The sequence below is a fragment of the Vibrio sp. 1731 genome, assembly GCF_033339955.1.
GTDB classification, from domain to species: Bacteria; Pseudomonadota; Gammaproteobacteria; order Enterobacterales; family Vibrionaceae; genus Vibrio; species Vibrio alginolyticus.
In genome coordinates, this window is sequence record NZ_JAWOVO010000003.1 from 211,846 (window position 1) to 230,041 (window position 18,196).

General features: G+C 45.0%; 21 protein-coding genes. 13 read left to right on the forward strand and 8 right to left on the reverse strand.

Annotated elements, in window-relative coordinates; genetic code table 11:
* Positions 1–363 precede the first annotated feature (363 nt).
* The 4 genes from R7035_RS05620 (at position 364) to R7035_RS05635 (ending at position 3,591) form a co-directional block, all read left to right on the forward strand.
* Positions 364–1,707 carry an OmpP1/FadL family transporter gene (locus tag R7035_RS05620; protein WP_104980373.1) on the forward strand — a complete coding sequence of 448 codons (1,344 nt, stop codon included), beginning with the start codon at positions 364–366 and terminating at the stop codon, positions 1,705–1,707.
* A 78-nt stretch (positions 1,708–1,785) separates the two neighbouring features.
* On the forward strand, positions 1,786–2,505 hold the full coding sequence (locus tag R7035_RS05625) for a carbonic anhydrase (protein WP_206970441.1): 720 nt from the start codon (positions 1,786–1,788) through the stop codon (positions 2,503–2,505).
* Between the two features lie 79 nt (positions 2,506–2,584).
* On the forward strand, positions 2,585–3,136 hold the full coding sequence (locus tag R7035_RS05630) for a YtfJ family protein (RefSeq protein WP_104980370.1): 552 nt from the start codon (positions 2,585–2,587) through the stop codon (positions 3,134–3,136).
* Positions 3,137–3,156: 20 nt separating this feature from the next.
* Entirely contained in the window at positions 3,157–3,591 is a 435-nt protein-coding gene (locus R7035_RS05635; RefSeq protein WP_104980368.1) for a hypothetical protein, read from the forward strand.
* Between the two features lie 79 nt (positions 3,592–3,670).
* On the opposite strand, the gene R7035_RS05640 is transcribed toward R7035_RS05635, so the two are convergent.
* On the reverse strand, positions 3,671–4,210 hold the full coding sequence (locus tag R7035_RS05640; protein WP_020834877.1) for an NUDIX domain-containing protein: 540 nt from the start codon (positions 4,208–4,210) through the stop codon (positions 3,671–3,673).
* A 51-nt stretch (positions 4,211–4,261) separates the two neighbouring features.
* Positions 4,262–4,936: a pyrimidine 5'-nucleotidase gene (gene yjjG, locus R7035_RS05645; protein ID WP_318145999.1), complete on the reverse strand. Its 675-nt coding sequence runs from the start codon at positions 4,934–4,936 to the stop codon at positions 4,262–4,264.
* 138 nt (positions 4,937–5,074) lie between these two features.
* Here yjjG and R7035_RS05650 point away from each other — a divergent pair, with 138 nt between their 5' ends.
* The 5 genes from R7035_RS05650 to R7035_RS05670 all read left to right on the forward strand — a co-directional run bounded on the left by R7035_RS05650 (position 5,075) and on the right by R7035_RS05670 (position 7,822).
* Positions 5,075–5,998 (forward strand): LysR family transcriptional regulator, encoded by a 924-nt coding sequence (locus tag R7035_RS05650; protein ID WP_318146000.1) that lies wholly within the window; start codon positions 5,075–5,077, stop codon positions 5,996–5,998.
* A gap of 115 nt (positions 5,999–6,113) precedes the next feature.
* Positions 6,114–6,428, forward strand: a complete 315-nt coding sequence (locus tag R7035_RS05655) for a hypothetical protein (RefSeq protein ID WP_318146001.1) — start codon at positions 6,114–6,116, stop codon at positions 6,426–6,428.
* A 47-nt stretch (positions 6,429–6,475) separates the two neighbouring features.
* Positions 6,476–7,162 (forward strand): helix-turn-helix transcriptional regulator, encoded by a 687-nt coding sequence (locus R7035_RS05660; protein WP_005374113.1) that lies wholly within the window; start codon positions 6,476–6,478, stop codon positions 7,160–7,162.
* Positions 7,163–7,326: 164 nt separating this feature from the next.
* Positions 7,327–7,509 (forward strand): hypothetical protein, encoded by a 183-nt coding sequence (locus R7035_RS05665; protein ID WP_021035913.1) that lies wholly within the window; start codon positions 7,327–7,329, stop codon positions 7,507–7,509.
* A gap of 13 nt (positions 7,510–7,522) precedes the next feature.
* A complete protein-coding gene (locus tag R7035_RS05670; protein ID WP_318146002.1) occupies positions 7,523–7,822 on the forward strand; it encodes a hypothetical protein in 300 nt (99 codons plus the stop codon).
* Positions 7,823–7,909: 87 nt separating this feature from the next.
* Here the strand turns inward: R7035_RS05670 and R7035_RS05675 are convergent, their stop codons facing one another.
* Positions 7,910–8,464 (reverse strand): sugar O-acetyltransferase, encoded by a 555-nt coding sequence (locus tag R7035_RS05675; protein ID WP_031780875.1) that lies wholly within the window; start codon positions 8,462–8,464, stop codon positions 7,910–7,912.
* 129 nt (positions 8,465–8,593) lie between these two features.
* Complete coding sequence (locus R7035_RS05680) at positions 8,594–8,992, reverse strand: OsmC family protein (protein ID WP_318146003.1); 399 nt, start codon at positions 8,990–8,992, stop codon at positions 8,594–8,596.
* A 202-nt stretch (positions 8,993–9,194) separates the two neighbouring features.
* Between R7035_RS05680 and msrB the strand changes: the two genes are divergently transcribed.
* A complete protein-coding gene (msrB, locus tag R7035_RS05685; protein WP_318146004.1) occupies positions 9,195–10,337 on the forward strand; it encodes a peptide-methionine (R)-S-oxide reductase MsrB in 1,143 nt (380 codons plus the stop codon).
* A gap of 33 nt (positions 10,338–10,370) precedes the next feature.
* Positions 10,371–10,517 (forward strand): DUF2256 domain-containing protein, encoded by a 147-nt coding sequence (locus R7035_RS05690; protein ID WP_318146018.1) that lies wholly within the window; start codon positions 10,371–10,373, stop codon positions 10,515–10,517.
* Between the two features lie 61 nt (positions 10,518–10,578).
* Here R7035_RS05690 and R7035_RS05695 read toward each other — a convergent pair whose 3' ends face one another.
* Genes R7035_RS05695 through R7035_RS05705 form a run of 3 tightly spaced genes read right to left on the reverse strand, consistent with a single transcriptional unit; the run spans position 10,579 to position 14,182 of the window.
* On the reverse strand, positions 10,579–11,286 hold the full coding sequence (locus R7035_RS05695) for an SDR family oxidoreductase (protein ID WP_318146005.1): 708 nt from the start codon (positions 11,284–11,286) through the stop codon (positions 10,579–10,581).
* Positions 11,286–12,830, reverse strand: a complete 1,545-nt coding sequence (locus tag R7035_RS05700; protein WP_318146006.1) for a cryptochrome/photolyase family protein — start codon at positions 12,828–12,830, stop codon at positions 11,286–11,288. The genes R7035_RS05695 and R7035_RS05700 overlap by 1 nt, the downstream gene beginning before the upstream one ends.
* A complete protein-coding gene (locus tag R7035_RS05705) occupies positions 12,830–14,182 on the reverse strand; it encodes a DASH family cryptochrome (RefSeq protein WP_318146007.1) in 1,353 nt (450 codons plus the stop codon). Before R7035_RS05705 ends, R7035_RS05700 begins: the two co-directional genes overlap by 1 nt.
* 349 nt (positions 14,183–14,531) lie before the next feature.
* Here R7035_RS05705 and R7035_RS05710 point away from each other — a divergent pair, with 349 nt between their 5' ends.
* Positions 14,532–15,545 carry a GGDEF domain-containing protein gene (locus R7035_RS05710; RefSeq protein ID WP_318146008.1) on the forward strand — a complete coding sequence of 338 codons (1,014 nt, stop codon included), beginning with the start codon at positions 14,532–14,534 and terminating at the stop codon, positions 15,543–15,545.
* A 90-nt stretch (positions 15,546–15,635) separates the two neighbouring features.
* On the opposite strand, the gene R7035_RS05715 is transcribed toward R7035_RS05710, so the two are convergent.
* Positions 15,636–16,214 (reverse strand): malate synthase, encoded by a 579-nt coding sequence (locus R7035_RS05715; protein WP_005374156.1) that lies wholly within the window; start codon positions 16,212–16,214, stop codon positions 15,636–15,638.
* Between the two features lie 174 nt (positions 16,215–16,388).
* Here R7035_RS05715 and R7035_RS05720 point away from each other — a divergent pair, with 174 nt between their 5' ends.
* Positions 16,389–17,945, forward strand: coding sequence for a DUF3612 domain-containing protein (locus tag R7035_RS05720; RefSeq protein ID WP_080773721.1), 1,557 nt, complete (start codon positions 16,389–16,391; stop codon positions 17,943–17,945).
* The last annotated feature ends 251 nt before the right edge of the window (positions 17,946–18,196 follow it).

An 18,196-nucleotide genomic window follows, 5' to 3' on the forward strand; every position in this document is an offset into this window, starting at 1 on the left:
AGTTCTCTTGCTGATTCGAACTACCAACGTTGGGATGCAATGGAAATACAAATGACTCAGAGTTTCCATCACGGACACTTTATCGCTGGATTTCCCTCTATTTGTTAGGGAACAGTCAGCACAATAAAAATAGAGAAGTAATACCGCAAAAATAAAAATAGAGGTTCAGGGTTTAATTTACACTTAAAATAACTACTATATTCACGCCATGAAGCATTAATAAATTCAACAATAAATATTTATTAAGTTAAATTTACTTATTGTCAGCACACTGTTAGTTTTACTCCTAAACACACTGGTCAGATTTGTTTATTTTACTAATTTTAGTTGCAATACAACTTCTAATTAATTCATGAGAAAAACATGCAACGACAATTAACTCTTTCACCGATTTATTTATTAATCGGGTTAGCCTCCTCGACGGCGTATGCCGGTGGTTTTCAAATTAACGAACATTCTGCGACGGGTCTTGGTCGTGCTTTTGCTGGTGATGCCGTCATTGGTGATAATGCATCTGTAGTCAGCCGCAACGCCGCAGCGATGACGCTGTTTAAACAAAATGCCTTATCGTTCGGTGTCACTTACGTCAAACCTGACGTTACCGTTAAAAATGCGCAATATCATCGAGCTAATATTAATGCAGATGTCAATGTTGGTATGGGCGGTTTTCCTCCGTCCCCTCAAGTTGACATTACCCCGTCCTTCTCTCAAACCGTGACCGACATTGATGACGTCGATGGCGTTGGTCAACCAGCCGTTGTACCCAATTTTTACTTTATTCACCCTATCAACGACGACTGGTATCTAGGCTTATCGGCATATTCCAACTTCGGAACCGACATGGAGTTTAAACCAAACTATGGCGCACCTGTTTTTGGCGGTGTCACCAGCGTAGCGAGTGTCAACCTTGGCGCAAGCTTGGCATACAAGGTGAACGATCGTTTTAGTATCGGTGGTGGTATTGATGTGATTTACGGCTCTGGTGAGCTGTACCGCGATATGGACGTGGGTGTTTGCGTTGGTGGGAACATACTTGGAAACGAACTAGAACAACACTGTGGATCCGTAAAAGGCAACGCACTTGATGTGGAGGCTGGCGGCATTGGGCTGGGCGCGAACATTGGCATGATGTACGAGTTTAACGAACGTCATCGCTTAGGTTTAAGCTACAAGCACAGCCCTAACATTGATGCCAAGGGTGACATCCACTTTGCTGGCGAATCGTACGACTCGCTTGCTATGCCGCTACCGGATATTGCGGAGTTTTCCGGTTATCACCGCGTCTTACCTAAATTTGCCCTGCACTATTCTGTGCAGTGGATTGGTTGGTCAGCATTTGACAGCTTGAAAGCTGATGATCAGTTGCTAAAAGATTTTCAGTGGCAAGACTCCGCGCACTACTCCATCGGTGCGACTTGGTACGCCAATGAACGTTGGACACTTCGCACGGGTTACATGTTCGACAAAACACCTGTCGATGAGCTGACTTCGCTTTCTATCCCAGATTCAAACCGTCACTGGTTATCTGCGGGTGCCTCTTACCAATGGTCATCAGATACCACGGTTGACATCGGCATGACGTACTTGATTGGTGAAGATGTCAACGTAGAAGAGTACGCGTATGAAGGTGTTCCTGCACCGATGGTGACGGGCGTTACCCATTCAAATGCGTTCCTAATTGGTACCCAGCTCAGCCACCGTTTCTAATTTGTCAGGCAGTGATCAGACCTCTAGGTCATTGCCTTGTAACAACGCTTATCAAGGCGACCGAACAGAGACATTATTATGAACAAAACACTACTTGCTTTTTCACTCTCACTTCTCACTCTAGGCGCGGCTCAGGCTTCGGAATGGGGCTATGGCAATGAAAAACACGGGCCAGAACACTGGGGAGAAATCGCCAAAGACTGCGCTACCACGAAAAACCAAAGCCCAATCAACATCGACAACCCAGCCGACGCAAAACTGGAAGCACTGAACCTTTCGTACACTGGTCAGGTCATTGGTTTAACCAACAATGGTCATACGCTGCAAGCGCAAGTGAACGGACGTAACAGCTTCACCATCGATGGCGAGACGTTCGAGCTGCAACAGTTCCATTTCCACACACCTTCAGAAAACCAAATCAAAGGCCGCCAATATCCACTTGAAGCGCACTTTGTACACGCCAACGCAGACGGCGAGTTGGCGGTAATTTCGGTGATGTTTGATGCTGGCGATCAAAACGCAGCGCTGTCTAAACTGATCAACGCAATCCCACAAGAGAATCAAACCACGCTCTTTAAAGATACTTTTGAGATTAATGACTTACTGCCAAAAACTGCAAACTACTATCGATTTAACGGCTCTTTAACCACACCGCCATGTTCAGAAGGTGTGCGCTGGTTTGTGCTTAAAGACACTCAAACCTTATCCAAAGATCAAGCCGCGAAACTGATGGAAGTCATGGGACAAAACAATCGTCCGCTGCAACCGCTAAATGCGCGCGTTGTACTTTCTAACTAAACGCCACATCCGATAAGGGGCATCGTATTTGCCCCTTATTTTGATTCGCTCTAACCTCACTTCGTTACAGGAACCCCCAATGAAAACTCCATCTGTTCTGTCACTCTTACTCGCACTCGCCCCGACACTCGCCTTCTCTCATAACCTTTCTGTCGGTCAAACTACCCCATCCGTCAGCATTGATACCTATGGCGAAATGACGCTGCAAGGAGACGATGTGGCTTATCAACCTTGGGCAACTCAGCAGATGTTAGGCAAAGTCCGTGTGATACAAGCCATTGCAGGTCGTAGTAAAGCTAAAGAGATGAACGCGCCGCTGATGTCAGCAATCACTGCCGCTCACTTTCCTGAAGATCAGTATCAGACCACAACCGTAATCAACCAAGAAGACGCCATATGGGGAACCGGTACATTTGTAAAATCGTCGGCAGAGGACAGCAAAAAGACATTCTTTTGGTCTTCCATGGTGTTAGACAAAAATGGCGTATTAGCAACAACTTGGGATCTGCAGCAAGAAAGTTCTGCGATTATCGTACAAAATAAACAAGGCGAAATTTTATTCGTGAAAGAAGGGGCTTTAACTCAAGACGAAGTCACACACGTCATCGAACTGATTAAACAGAATATCTAAACCTAAGGTAAGGAAAAGTTATGAAACTATTCAACACCATCGCGCTCTGTCTTTTAGCGGCTGTAGCCTCTTTCCAATCGATTGCTGGAGACAACGGTTGGGACAAGATTGCAGATAAAACCGTCAGTTTTAAATCGGAAACCGACACAGTCAATCCACTGTCACCATTTGCTAACGCTCGTTTCAGCCACATCAAAATCAAATGTACGCAAGGTACGGTCGATCTGAAAAGCGTTAAAGTAATCATGAAAGATGGTCAGGAAAAGACGTTCGACAGTTTAGGTGTTCTGACTAAAGGCATGTCATCAAGAAGCTTAAGCCTACCAACAAAAGATAACGCGAAGTTAGACAAAATCGAGTTGAACTATGAATCGGTTGGCAGCACTGCGCTGCAAGTCGCGGGGGTGACCAAAAAAGCGCAAGTGGAAATCTTAGGTAAGAAAATCGACGAGTAAGCAATGGCTCAACGAACTCACCCAAACTAAAAACAGCGGCACTAGGCCGCTGTTTTCATTAAAAAATCGTCATGAATAACTAAATGAATTTCTTCAGCTTCGCCAAACCATAAGCAGCGATGGTGACACAATCTTTGATCGTACCGTCGATCATCATCTGTTCGAACTCCTCAACAGAAAAAGCGCGAGTGATCAAATCCTCTTCTTCACTGTCGAGTTGATTGCCCACGTCCGTTAAATCACTGGCGAAGTAGACGTGACATGTCTGATTCAAAAAGCCGTATGCGATAAACTGCGCGCCGACATACGCCATGGCGCTCGCCTGCATGCCCGTTTCTTCACGCAGCTCGCCTTTGGCAAGCTCAAGATGATCCGCATCTGGGTTTGATTCCCACGCCCCTTGTGGGATCTCCCAACAACGTTGACCTACGGTGTAACGGTACTGCTGAACCAAGTGAATCATCCCGTTATCGATAGCCAGAATCGCAGCACAATCAGGTTTGTCGACCACACCATAGATGCCCTCTGCGCCGCTCGGACGTAAAATTTTGTCCTCACGCACCGTCATCCACTTGTTCTGGTAAACGACTTTGCTGTCTAACTGTTTGATGTCTGACATGGTTATTCCTTGATTTTTCTGAGGGTTACTGCGGAATAATACCCGATTCGGTTACGCCACCAAAATGTTCTTTAGTTCACTCAAAGACTCAACGGTGTAATTTGGTGCGATACGCTCATCGACGCTTGCGCCTGTGGTATTTAACCAGCAAGTTTCAATACCAAAATTATTACCACCCAGAATATCGGAATGCAGATTGTCACCCACCATCAGTACGCGCGTTTTGCATGGGTTGCCCATTTGCTGCATCGCGTATTCAAAAATACCTAAGTCCGGTTTTGCTACGCCCACTTGTTCAGAGATCACCACTTTATCGAAGTACTCAGTCATCCCTGTGCGCTCAAGGCGAATTGCTTGCAACTCTGTAAAACCGTTGGTGATGATGCACATTTTAGCTTTGCCTTGCAGCGCTTCCATCAGCTCTTTTGCACCTGGCAACAAACTACAAATATCGGCCATTGCTTCTAAAAATGCGCTGTTGAGATCTGCTGTTGTGGTATTCAGCTTCTCAGCCCACTCGGTAAAACGCTTATGTTTTAGCTCATCTGCCGTTACTTTGCCATCTTGGTAATCCACCCAAAGCGGTTTGTTTACGGTTTGGTAATGAGCAAAATCTTGTTCAGTAAAATCTACGCCTTTGCGAGAAAACATAAGCTGCAAACCTTTGAAAGCATCAAAGTGGAATAAGGTTTCGTCAGCGTCAAACAGGATCCAATCGTACTTCATTTTCTTCTTCCCAAAATCAAGGTCGTAATACTGGTGCATAGTCTAGATTGTTTTCTTCTTGAAGATAATCTCTATAATTGGAAATTAATTGTATCCTTATGCTCAACAATAAATGCTTCACGATAATAGGAGATTGATGTGAACGCGATTGCCTCCCTGCCTGTTTTTGTTGCTGTTGTCGAATGCGGCAGCTTTTCCCTTGCGGCCAAACAGCTGAATCTGACGAAATCGGCGATCAGTAAACGCATCAACCAACTAGAAGACGATTTGGGCATTCGTCTCCTTAATCGAACTACGCGTAAGCTGAGCCTGACCGAAGCAGGAGAACGCTATTTTGAGTACGCTTCTCAAGCGCTCAACCTGGCCCAACAAGGTGTAGACGCGGTATCGGAGCTGCAAGGATCTCCACAAGGTCGGCTCAAAATTACCGTGCCGATGTCTTTCGGTGTGCTGCATATCGCGCCTTTGATCAGCGAGTTTCTCGCTCGTTACCCGAAAATTGAAGTGGATTTAAACCTCGAAGACAAAATGGTCAATTTGGTTAAAGACGGTTTTGATTTGGGGATCCGTATTGGTGAACTCACCTCTTCCAATCTAATCGCAAAACGTCTCGCCCCTTGTAAAAGTGTGCTTTGTGCCTCACCGGATTACTTAGCGGAGTTTGGAACACCACAAAAACCAAGTGATTTAGTCGGTCACAACTGCCTGCGCTACTCCTATTTCCGTGGCGGCGTCGAATGGATGTTCATCAACAACGGCAGCGAATACAAGGTACTTCCAAAAGGAAACTTTATCGTCAATAACAGCGAAGCCATTCGCCAGTTGCTGTTAAGAGGTTCGGGCATTGCGCAACTGCCAACATTTATTGCAGGAAGAGACTTTGCCGCAGGAAATCTAAAACCGGTGATGGAAGAGTACTCTCTACCAGAACACGCCATTTATGCGGTTTTTCCTGAGCGCAAGCACATGCCGTTGAAAGTAAGAGCCTTTATCGATTTTATCAGCGAAAAACTCGGTACAGATTTACCTTACTGGGATCGTTACAACAGCCCAGAAAAATAACCATATTGATGATAAGTGAGTGAGATTTCACTACTGACATGTTCTGACATTCCATCCGCGTAACCTTATTTGGAACTCAACAGGCAATCCGCCAAAACCAATAAGGAGTCACAATATGGAAACCGTTATCGAAACTGTGCAATTTCGTCTAACCGCAGGCACAACAGAGCAAGACGTGATCGCCGCTGCCAAACAGTCACAAACGTTTGTGAAGAATCTGCCGGGCTTTTTGTACCGATCGCTCAGTCACGAAGCGACGGACGGTGTGTGGACAGACATCATTTACTGGCGTTCAATGGACGATGCAAAACAGGCGGGAAAACAGATTAAGCAAGCCGTTGAATTTCAGCCTCTGTTATCAATGATTGACTGCGAAAGCTTCGAGCCTAAACATCACAACTTAAAAATGTGCAGTGAGCTAGAGAAGTAATCAGCCACACTACCACTAACAACCAGTAGGTCTAGATAAGGAACATCATGAGCAAATCAGAACGACTGTTTGAGCTACTGACGCTTTTGCGCGCAAAGCGTTACGCCGTGACAGCCAAAGAGCTCGCAGAAAGAATGGAAGTTAGCGAACGTACGATTTATCGCGATATTCAGTCGTTGCTTAGTTCTGGTGTTCCTATTCAAGGTGAAGCAGGTGTCGGCTACTTGTTGCAAGCTGGCTCTCATCTGCCGCCTTTGATGTTCTCAGAAAAAGAGATGATGGCGCTTGAACTGGGTATGCGGATGGTTCGAGCCTGGTCGGATGTTGAACTCGCCGAAGCGTCTCACTCTGCGTCCACCAAAATACTTTCGGTATTGCCCGATAAGCTCAAACAACAAGTGGAAGATTGTCCGCTGATTGTGCCCGATTATCACACCCAATCCGAGACTGCCAAACGAGGGCAGCTTCTGCGCCACGCGATTGATCATCAGTTTAAGGTCAGTTTGGATTACCAAGATGAAAGCGGACAAGTGACCGAAAGAAAAATCCAACCGTTAGGCCAGTTCTTTTGGGGCAAAGTCTGGACGCTGGTCGCCTGGTGCGAATTGCGCGATGACTACCGCCAGTTCCGCCTCGACCGTATCCAAGCACTGCGTATGCACGATGAAGAGTTTCAGAGTGCGGAAACCAAATCTCTCAAACATTATATTGCGCAGTATGAATCGAAAGATTGAGTGTTTTTCATCCCTTCATCACAAGGATTCTAAATTGCTCTGCCCAATGCGCGATATTTGGAAAGGCACACTTGGTTAAACTAATGTTTCATTTTTAACAGATGCGCAACCAACCTAAGATCGTTAACTTAAGTAGCACGTCAACCACACCGGAGCGTGAAGCTATGAAAGTACTGATTCAATACACCCAAGCAGGGAAATATAGAGATCAAGCGTGGGAGTCTTTAACTCTTCGATCTAAAGGTGATATGCAGGCCGTTACCCCTTCTTATGCTGCCCAACTTATCGAACAAAGCAAAGCGACACTTGTGATGACTGAGGAGCAACAAATCGTTATTCATCCATAACCGACTATTAGCCTTGTTTAACCAACCTTTGTTAGTTGTGCAAGGCTTACATCTCGCCATTACACGTTATCCATTTTATACACGACCAACTATATTTGGAGGTTGGCCTTACGCATTTTTCCGAACATTGATGTTTGTTCGTTTAATCGTTCAACCTAGCTCAGGTAAAAAGCGAAAATTACCTAATATTTCTAGAGAAGTACCAGAATGGTATCGTTATTTGTCGATTCTATTACTGGGTATTATTATTGTGAACTCTGTTATCGTTGCCCTGACTTTATCAATTGGGGCCATTCTTTTAGCAATTGAATGAGGAATTAACATTAAAATATAACGATGTACTCGACGAAGAGAGCTCAGTCAGAACTCTCTAATCGCCAGTGTTATTGCATACTGATCTCTACTCTTCTTCGTTGAGACGACGAATCAACTTAGCTGGCGTGCCTCCGTATAGACAATCTGGCGGCACATCATGGTTGACTACCGAGTTCGCTGCAATCACCGAGCGAGCGCCAACTGTTACACCTTGGTTAATAACGGAATTTCCGCCAATCCACACATCATCTTCAATCGTGATGGGTTTACAAAACGTTTCCCAACGTCGGCGACTGCGGTAATCAACAGAATGAGAAGCGGTATAGAATTGCACGCTCGGTCCAATGAGCACGTGGTTCCCGATGGTAATTTTGGCGCCATCGAGCATGACCACGTTCATGTTGATAAAGGTTTCTTCACCTATTTCGATGGTCTTACCAAATTCACAATGAAAAGGGGACTGGACAATACAACGGCCTACCTTGCCAAATAGCTGCTTTTGCAATTCGTCGCGCTGACTTTCGTCGGTGTTATTATTAAGTGCTCTAAGTGCTTGAAGAGCATGGCTTCTAATGGCGTCAATTTCTTTGTCCATGCCATCAAAGACCTGGCCAGACATCATTTTTTCTAGTTCTGTCACTGGAAGACTCCTACAACCTGCAATTACTGCTTTCAGATTCTTCACAAGGTACGTGAATTGCGAAATAAAAAAAGAGAAAAGCCCGGACTTTTCTCTTTCCTGTTTTGATATTTTGTGGAGTTTGTCGACTTACACAATTTCCCAACTGTGGGTCATCTCAACACCTTCGCCTAGCATTAAGCAAACCGAGCAGTATTTTTCTAGCGAGTCAGCCGCCACTTTTGCTACGACTTCTGGGTCAAGCTCGTCACCTGACACTTCAAAGTGGATATTCACTTGCGTAAAGATACGCGGTGCGGTTTCACGACGCTCTGTGGTTAGCTTGGCATTAACTGACGAAACCTTTTGGCTTGCTGTTTTCAAACCATCAACAACATCGACAGAGCTACAGCCACCAGCAGCCATTAGTACCATTTCCATTGGGCTTGGTGCGGTTGCACCACCATTGCCATCCATCACTACGGAGTGGCCCGACTGAGATTGCCCAAGGAATTTAAAATCTTCTATCCATTTAACTTCAGCTTGCATGATTTACCTCATTTAGCATCGCTTATTCAAGGCATCGTTGCCCTTACTAGCGGTGTGTTTCTTGTCGATACTTTAGCTCTATCGCATAAAAGGGCAACGGAATTTTCAACATTACTGTAATTTTTTCGCTCGGTTACCTTTCTCTATACGTAACACTTTTTATTCAAGTAACACTTTCTACAAAAATAACGATGAGGTAGCTATGAAGAATATGTCTAAGTTATTGGCCGGTTTCTCCTTCGCACTTCCAGTCTTGTTTCTACTATTGAGTAAAACAGGTACCGCCGATACGATGGATAAGCTGAAGGCTTCAGAGAATACAAGAATCGCAACGCTAGCTGGCGGTTGTTTCTGGTGTACAGAATCGGATTTAGAGCAACTGCCCGGCGTAGTCGATGTCGTATCAGGCTATTCTGGTGGTCATGTTGAAGACCCGACTTACCGCCAAGTCTCTTCTGGTAAATCTGGTCATATTGAAGTGATTGAGGTGAAGTACGATCCTGCTGTTGTGAACTACGAACAAGTGCTGGATTACTTCTTCCGACATATCGACCCTACCGACGATAAAGGTTCATTTGTTGACCGTGGTCCTCAATACCGTCCGGCGATCTTCTATCATAATGCGGAGCAAAAGCAGATTGCTAAGCAGTTTATGATGGAAATCGACAAGGCGATGATCTATCCAAAACCGTTGAAAACAGAGCTGATCGAGTTTGAAAAGTTTTACCCTGCGGAGTCGTACCATCAGGATTACTACAAGAAGAGTAGCCTAAAGTACAAATACTACCGCTACGCATCAGGTCGCGATAAATACCTCGACGAAGTGTTTGGTGAAGATCGAAAAGAAAGTCCTAAAACACTTCGACAGTTGATTGAAGAAAAAAAGCTGCTTTCGAAAGTGAAAGCGTACAGTAAGCCTGCTCAGTCTGAAATCAAATCAAACTTAACAGAGCTACAGTATTACGTGACGCAAGAAGAAGGCACGGAGCGTCCGTTTGATAATGAATACTGGGACAACAAAGAAGCGGGAATTTATGTTGATATTGTGACCGGTGAACCGCTATTTTCTTCTACTGATAAATACAAATCTGGCACAGGTTGGCCAAGCTTTACTCGACCAATCAACCCAGGTTACATCGTTGAAAAAACCGATTACAAGCTGATTTATCCAAGAACGGAAGTTCGCAGTAAGTTTGGCGATTCTCACCTTGGTCATGTTTTTAAAGACGGTCCGAAGCCAACAGGATTACGCTACTGCATGAACTCTGCTGCGATGAAATTTGTACCTGTGAACAAGATGGCGAGTTTAGGCTACGGCGATTACCTGTACCTATTTGATAAGTAGTTTTAACCAAATTAGGAGTGAACATTCAGCGTGATGAAAGGTTTTAAAGCCAACCTTCCCATGAAAGTCTGTCCGGTCTGTCAGCGCCCATTTTCTTGGAGAAAGAAGTGGGCGCGAAATTGGGAGGAAATCGTTTATTGTTCTGAGCGTTGCCGAAGAAATAAATCAACGAAAACGTAGGTCACTCCGACCCTCTCTGGAGTATGTTATTCCCTTTGTATTAACGTTTGTACGCGTTCTCTTACCAAGGTAATAACGTCCCATCATAAGCCCAAAACGCCCCGCTATCTTGCGGAGTTGCTTTTTCTAACAAGCCTAATAAATCCTTTGCGACTCGCTCTGGTGTGAACAGCTTTCCCTCTGGCACATTGGTTTGAAAAGGTGCCGACAAAGCGGTGTCTGTAGTACCTGGGTGAAGTGACAGCACCGTGCCATGTTTGACCATTCTTTGCCATTCGATCGACATGGTTTTGAGGAACATGTTTAATGCGGCTTTCGATGCTCGATAGCTGTACCAACCACCTAACTGATTATCGCTAATGCTGCCAACTTTGGCTGAAATGGTCGCAAACTTAGGTGCAGTACTGCATTTTAGTTTGGGCGTGAAGTATTTCGCCAACAGCAAACTTGGCAAAGTATTAACCGTGATGGTTTGCTGAAAAAAGTCAGCGTCGAGCGAATTAAGATTCTTCTCAGGGCCTTTCTCTTGGGTGTGCAACATACCAACGCAGTTCACTAACCAATCGACGTGTTCAATCTGCTCACTGAACGCTTTTACCTGCTCGTCTTGCGATACATCCACTTGATGCCAAACGACATTTGGATGTTGCCAATCTGGTTGCTGCTTACGATAAGTGGCATGCACGTGCTCTTGAGGGAACCGAGCTGCGGCTTCTTGAACCATCGCCAAACCAATTCCACCATTGCCACCGACGATGAGTATTTCCATCACAAGTTCTCCACGTTTTCTATGTAATGCTCTGCGGTATCGAGTATCGCTTGGCGCTGCTGTTCTTCCATGTTGTCCCAAGAGCGGAAAATCATCCCGATTCGTGGATTGGTTGCGAGACGCTTGTCGTGCTTGTTCATAAAGCGCCAATAAAGACTGTTAAACGGACACGATCCTTCCCCACTGCGCGCTTTATTGTCGTAATGGCAGCCTTTGCAATAGTCGCTCATCTTGTTGATGTAAGAGCCACTCGCCGCATAAGGTTTGGTGCCAACAATGCCGCCATCCGCAAACAACGCCATGCCACGAGTGTTCGGCATTTCTACCCACTCAATTGCATCCACATAGATACCGAGATACCACTCATCCACTTGGTCTGGATCTATCTCGGTTAGCAAACAAAAGTTACCTGTGACCATCAAACGTTGAATGTGGTGTGCGTAGGCGTAATCGAGGGACTGACCAATTGCATTGCGCATACAGGCCATTTTAGTTTCACCATTCCAGAAGAAATCTGGCAGCTTTCTGTCTGCGCCCAACTCATTCTTTTTCGGGTAATGAGGCATATTCGCCCAGTAGACACCTCTGATGTATTCTCGCCATCCTAAGATTTGGCGAATAAACCCTTCGACTTGAGAAATGTCGATGTCTGCGTTGGAATGAAATGCCTTGAGTGAAGCATCAATGACTTCTCTCGGGTGCAGCAATTTGCTGTTAAGCGAGAATGAAATTCGGCTGTGATACAAGCTCCACTTAGCATCGTGCTGGCCTGTCATGGCATCTTGAAAACGTCCAAATAACGGCAGACAGACTTGGCAGAAATGCGCGAGTAAAGAGAGGCTTTGCGCGCGATTAATCGGCCACAACAAGTCTCCTTCAAGATTTCCGATAGTTTTGATGTCATGTCGTGCCAACCGCTCAGTAATATCGCGCACGTCGGTACTGAACATCAAAGGTTGTGGCAGTTGTTCAATGTCTTTGGCTTTGAGCTTGTTACGATTATTGGCATCGTAATTCCATTTTCCGCCGACGGGCTTTCCGTCTTGCATCAAGATGTCGAAGCGCTTGCGCATCCGGCGGTAAAAGTGCTCCATCATGATGTGTTTGCCTTGAGGAAACTGCGATTCTATTTCCTCAAACGGCAACAAAAAGTGCTCCGAATCGACACAACGCGTCACGACCCCATCAAGCTTTAGTTTGGCTAACTGCTCCAGCAGACGGTATTCATCCGGGCGTTGATATTCAAACTTACTTGCACCAACTTCACTCGCGTAGTGTTGCAAGACTTGCTCAAGATCGTCGAAGGATTGTGTGTCATCCAGTGTGTGATGCAGAACTTGATGACCTTCACTCTGACGCTCTTTCGCAAACTGTTCCATTGCAGAAAAGAACGCACACACTTTCTGAATATGATGCGTGACGTAAGTATTCTCTTGCTTGAGCTCCGCAATCAGGTAAAGCACTTGCTCATCCGGTTGCTGAAACCAAGAGTGCTCACTGTTAAGTTGATCGCCCAAGATCAATCGTACGGTTTCAAATTGCATTACGGTTTCTCCGATGACGAAGCTTTGTCACTGCTGCCCATTACGATAGGCCAATCGACCATGTCTACACTATCCAAATGCGCGCCAGCACAACGACCTTGCCACCTATCGATGAACTCCATGTGCGGATCGTACATTTCGGTTTGCTTGTCGAGGTTGAATTGTCGTGAACCACGCGGATCAGCACCAACGCCCGCTAGGTATTGCCAATTTCCCCAGTTTGATGCCACATCGTAATCAACCAGTTGTGACTCAAAGTACGCCGCGCCATAACGCCAATCAAGGCCAAGTTCATGCACCAAACAACTGGCGACTAACTGTCTGCCACGATTCGACATATAACCCGTTTCATTAAGTTGGTGCATACACGCATTGACGATAGGAAATGGCGTTTCACCTTTCTTCCATTGTTGAAAACGGTGCGCGTAAAAGCTGGTGAGTGGTGCTCGATTTTGGATGCCACCGAATCGGAAGAGCTGTCGCTTGTGTCGACGGGCATACCAATAAAAGTATTCACGCCAAAGCAGTTCGAAGTAAATCCAGTAGGTTGAATCATTTGCACCATTCTCCGCTTCATAACGTTTCAACATGGCATAAATAGTTTTCGGAGAAACACACCCATGAGCTAGCCAAGGAGAGAACTTAGTGGAGTAATCCATGCCATCTAAACCGTTGCGTGTTTGTTTGTATTCACTGGCTAGTGTGGAAGCAAAATACTGGCGACAATGTTCAAGCCCGCGGCTTTCTCCACCATGAAACGCAGCTTTTGTGTCAAAGTAATATGCAGTAACGGAAGGAAGATTCACACCTAAAGGAATTGGAGGTAACGAACGGATACTCTCGTGGGGCCGAGAGATGTCTAAACCTTCAACTTGCTTTCTAAACTGCGTGAAAATCGTAGGCAGATTGCTCAAGTCAAATGGCAGTTGTTCTTCCCTTAACAGGGTCCGGATTACTTGCTGTTTTATTTTTACATGAGACGCGCCTTCAACTGCGCGATCTAACGCTTGTTGCTCATCCGAAGCGGGAAAGGCGTCAGCATATATATGTGTGACGCCGAAGCGATTAACAGCATACTTGATTGCTTGATCGGGCGTTAGTTCAACCGCCCATAATCGCTGACCAAGGTGATTCAAAGATTGATTGAGTTCACTAAGCGATAAGTCGAGAAACTGCAATTTCGCGCGCCCGAAAGAGACTTCCTGCGCAAAGTGATGCAAGTAAGGCGTCATTGAAGGGTAGCAATACAAGCAAATCAACTCGTCCATTTCTACACTGGCGCTTTTCAACAGTGGGTTGTCGTGCAATCGCAAGTCGTTCGTGAACCAATAAAGTCCTATTTTCTTTTTCAATTCGCACCCTCAGATGTTAATTCTTCGTCTACGAGTTCTTTTCACGGAGACCCTGACGTTAAGCCTTTTGATTTACTTGCTTTTATACGAAAACGAGAATTTGACGATCATTAGGTTACTAACGTTCACACGGAATCCATTTGCTGGATATCTCAAAACACGCAATACCACCAAACGCCTGTACATGTTTCATACTGATATTTTATAAAATTTAAATCCAACGGTATTGATCACGATCTTAATCACTCATTTTCTATATAAACCATGCAAAAGTGATAAAAATTAAAGCGACATTAGTTAATATCCGTTAATCTAAGCCCAATCCCATTTTGCTAGTACCATCGCAGAAATGACCGACGAGTTTAAGAAATCAACCGCTAATTTAAAAAAAGCGGTCCCACTGATGATCAAAAACCATGTTGCTGCCACGCCAGCCAACTACGCGCTTTGGTATACCTACGTTGACAAGACCATTCCAGAACTCAACTTTGAGTTAGACACGGTGTTAGAAAACTACGGTATTTGCCCGCCAGCAACCAATAAACAGCTTTACAACAACTATGTGGCCAGCAAAGCAGAAACCAGCCTTGAAGATCTTAGAACCAATGTAGAAGTTCTGCTACATGAAGTATCCAGTTCAATGAGCGATACGATTTCAGATACTTCCTCCTTTTCTGAGATGGTAGACAAAAGCTTTAATAAACTGGAAAAAGTTGAGGACAATAGCCTAAGCATTGAAGAAGTGATGGTGGTGATTCGTCAACTTGTCGCAGAGTCACACGAAATTCGTCACTCAACAAAGTTTTTGAATAGCCAATTGACTAACGCGAGCGAAGAAATTTCTCGCCTCAAAAACCAACTGGCTGAAGTACAGCAAGATGCGTTGTTCGATGGTTTGTCAAACCTATACAACCGCCGAGCATTTGACAAAGATCTCTCTTCACTTATCGCATCAAATCAGGCAATGACCTTGATCATGCTTGATATCGATCATTTCAAATCATTTAACGACAATTACGGGCACCTTTTTGGCGATACAGTGTTAAAAGCCATTGCCCGCCGGCTACAACAAAGCTGTCGAGATGGGATATGTGCGTACCGTTTTGGTGGTGAAGAATTCGCGTTAATTGTACCTAACAAATCTCTGCGAATTGCTCGCCAATATGCAGACACACTACGCCGGATGATAGAAAAACTGCGTATCAGAGATAAGCGCTCAGGCAGACAAGTTCACAGCATTACCGCTTCTTTTGGGGTAGCAGAATTTGAGCTGGGTGATACGCCTGAAGCCTTAATCAATAAAGCCGATAAACAGCTTTATGAAGCAAAACAACTCGGTCGTAACCGCGTGATGCCAATTTAAATAAACTGGCTAAGCGAAAACGACTTTTATGATGAAAAAGAAAACCCCGCGCTGTAAAGTGCGGGGTTTTTGTATCCAATCATGAGTATCTTAATCGACGCTGTAACAGTAACTTAGAATGTAGTCGTCACCATTTTTTGCGGTATATTCTTTATCTTCACTGCATGCCATCGGCTTACCTTTTTTGTCGCCTTTGATTAGACTTATCCAATGGCGCATCGCGGTTGGTGCATTGCCAGTTAGTTCAGGATGAAACGTCGTGCGAGTTTCCAATTGAATATCGTCAATGTCCACTAATTCCACGCAACCAGTGCCTTTGTGACAGCCAAACAGCACTTCTACATGATTACCCGAATCATCTTTAAACAAAATCGATTTTGGATCTTCCTTTTCACCAGTGTACGCCACGAAGTGTTTTGGGCTTTTCAGGCCGCTGTGTGTACCGTCTTTGAAATAAGCCAAAACATGGCGGTAATCAATCACGTAACTTGATACATCTTGGTGCGACCCGTTCTCCAATGGGAACATGCGGTCAAGCAGTTGCTTCGCTTTTACTTGTTTCTCACTCTGCTGCTCAGCACTTACCGCTTCGACGGCAAATACGGCTTCAGCGATAAATGGGCGTTGTTGTTGTTGCATCTCTTTTTTATCGAAGTTCAGCATATTCATCGTCATATCCTCGCACTTAAAAACTCGTCCTAGAGTAAAAACTTAAATCCTTTATTTAAGTTTCAGGCAATTCTGTGAAGTGGATGGTTAATTTCCTTGCCTGCTCATTATGTAGACTAGCGAAATATTGACTACAATTTCACAACAAAAATTTTACAATGTGAATTTTACAAAATGTCTGTGTCAAAAAGCCTTATTCGTCAGTCTCATTTTCTTGGTACGAAAATTCGTAACCTAAGAAAAAACAACCATTTAACGATGGAAGATTTGTCTGCCCGTTGTGTAAGAATTAATCCAGAGTACGCTCCGTCGGTTTCTTACCTTTCAATGATTGAGCGCGGAAAACGCGTACCGAGTATCGATATGCTCGAAGTGATCGCGGAAGTTTTTCAAAAAGATCCTGCTTGGTTTTTAGATGATGAACCCGAATTAGAAGCCATCACACCCAACAAAGGAAATCGTGGCGGGATTAGTGGCATGGCGTTGGAGCCGAGCTTCCTGTTCTCCAATGATATTCTTCAAATCGCGATACCAGAAATGCTCTCCCAAACAGGTATCACGGGGCGTCAATTCGCCCACTTACTGATCCGCGCACACCAAGAAAACCATCAAAACCATTTTCCTGATTTAGAGCGCGCCGCCGAAGAGGTCGGCTTGAAGCGGCTGAATCTATCTGTAGAAGATCTCGTAGACATTGCAAAGAGTATGGGATTGGATATCCGCTGGGTAGATCGAGCACCACAAGATGTGATTGATGAACTGGGCGTCAGCGCCAAACAGTTGATTACGTCTTTCATGGAGCCACCTGGGACTATTTATCTCAATAAACGAATGCGTGACTATCCAACCCGATTGAAGTATGACTTGGCGGTATATATCGGCCATCGAGTGCTCCATAGCAGCGATGCAATGAATAACGTTTTATCTATCGGGCATCAAAACAATTGGGAGCAAATGGACAGCCCTGTGTCGAACTCTGAACTCAATTCGCAAGATATCCTGCAAGCTTGGCGTGATTTTGAGTCCAGCTTTTTTGCTGGTGCCTTGCTTTGCCCCAAAGTACCCTTTCGTCAGTTGCTTGATCGCTCCGGTTACGAAATTGATGTTCACAAAAAGGCCGGCGTTTCTCCTTCCGTTGCAATGCGTCGCATGACGGTGGTCTCGCCTTACCCTCATTGGCACTATTTTGATGCCTATGGCCCTGGCAAGTTAAAAGCCGTGTATCGCGGAAATGGTATTCCATTGCCTTGGGGTAACATGCGCAAAGTGAACGACCCTTGCCAGCACTGGGCGGTATTCCGACGCCTTTCCCAGCCTTTGGATACCAGTTCAGCGCAAATTTCGATTTTAAATGTTGGCGACGAGCCACGTATCTACTGCTGCGAATCGGTCAACGTATTTGATCCTGCGGGGAATAATCGCGTGCTATGTGCCGGTATTGATCTTAACCCTGCCATTTCTGCACAAGGTGGCGATGCCGTTTCCATAGCGGAAGAACTTAAGTCCCTTTGTGTCGCTTCCGGCGGAAGTAGTGTTATTCCTCCCCACATCAAAAAAGACTTAACGACTATCGCTAAGATATTAAACATCAACTGGATAGAGCGCGGGATTCAAACCCAAGCAAGGTTAATCTGCTCCAGAGGGGCGGTTTGTCCAAGACAACCTAGTTGTTACAGCAAGTGCGGAGAAGCTGATGAGACGGGCAGCGACGTGAATATCATCGGGCTTTAGAAAGAAAAAACGCCAATCACAATAAACGTGATTGGCGGTATATACTTGTGAACAATTTGTATTCACTAACAACGTCAGTTGGCTAGGTGACCCTCGGCTTAATAAGGGTCACTCTAAGTAAAGCACGATGCGTGCCAACTTTAAAAAAGCCGTTTTTTAGTAGATCCAGATGCATATCGTTGCTTTATTAACCATTAATTTCGCAAACTGCATTTGCAAAATGCAAAGTTATGCAAATATGCCACTTAATG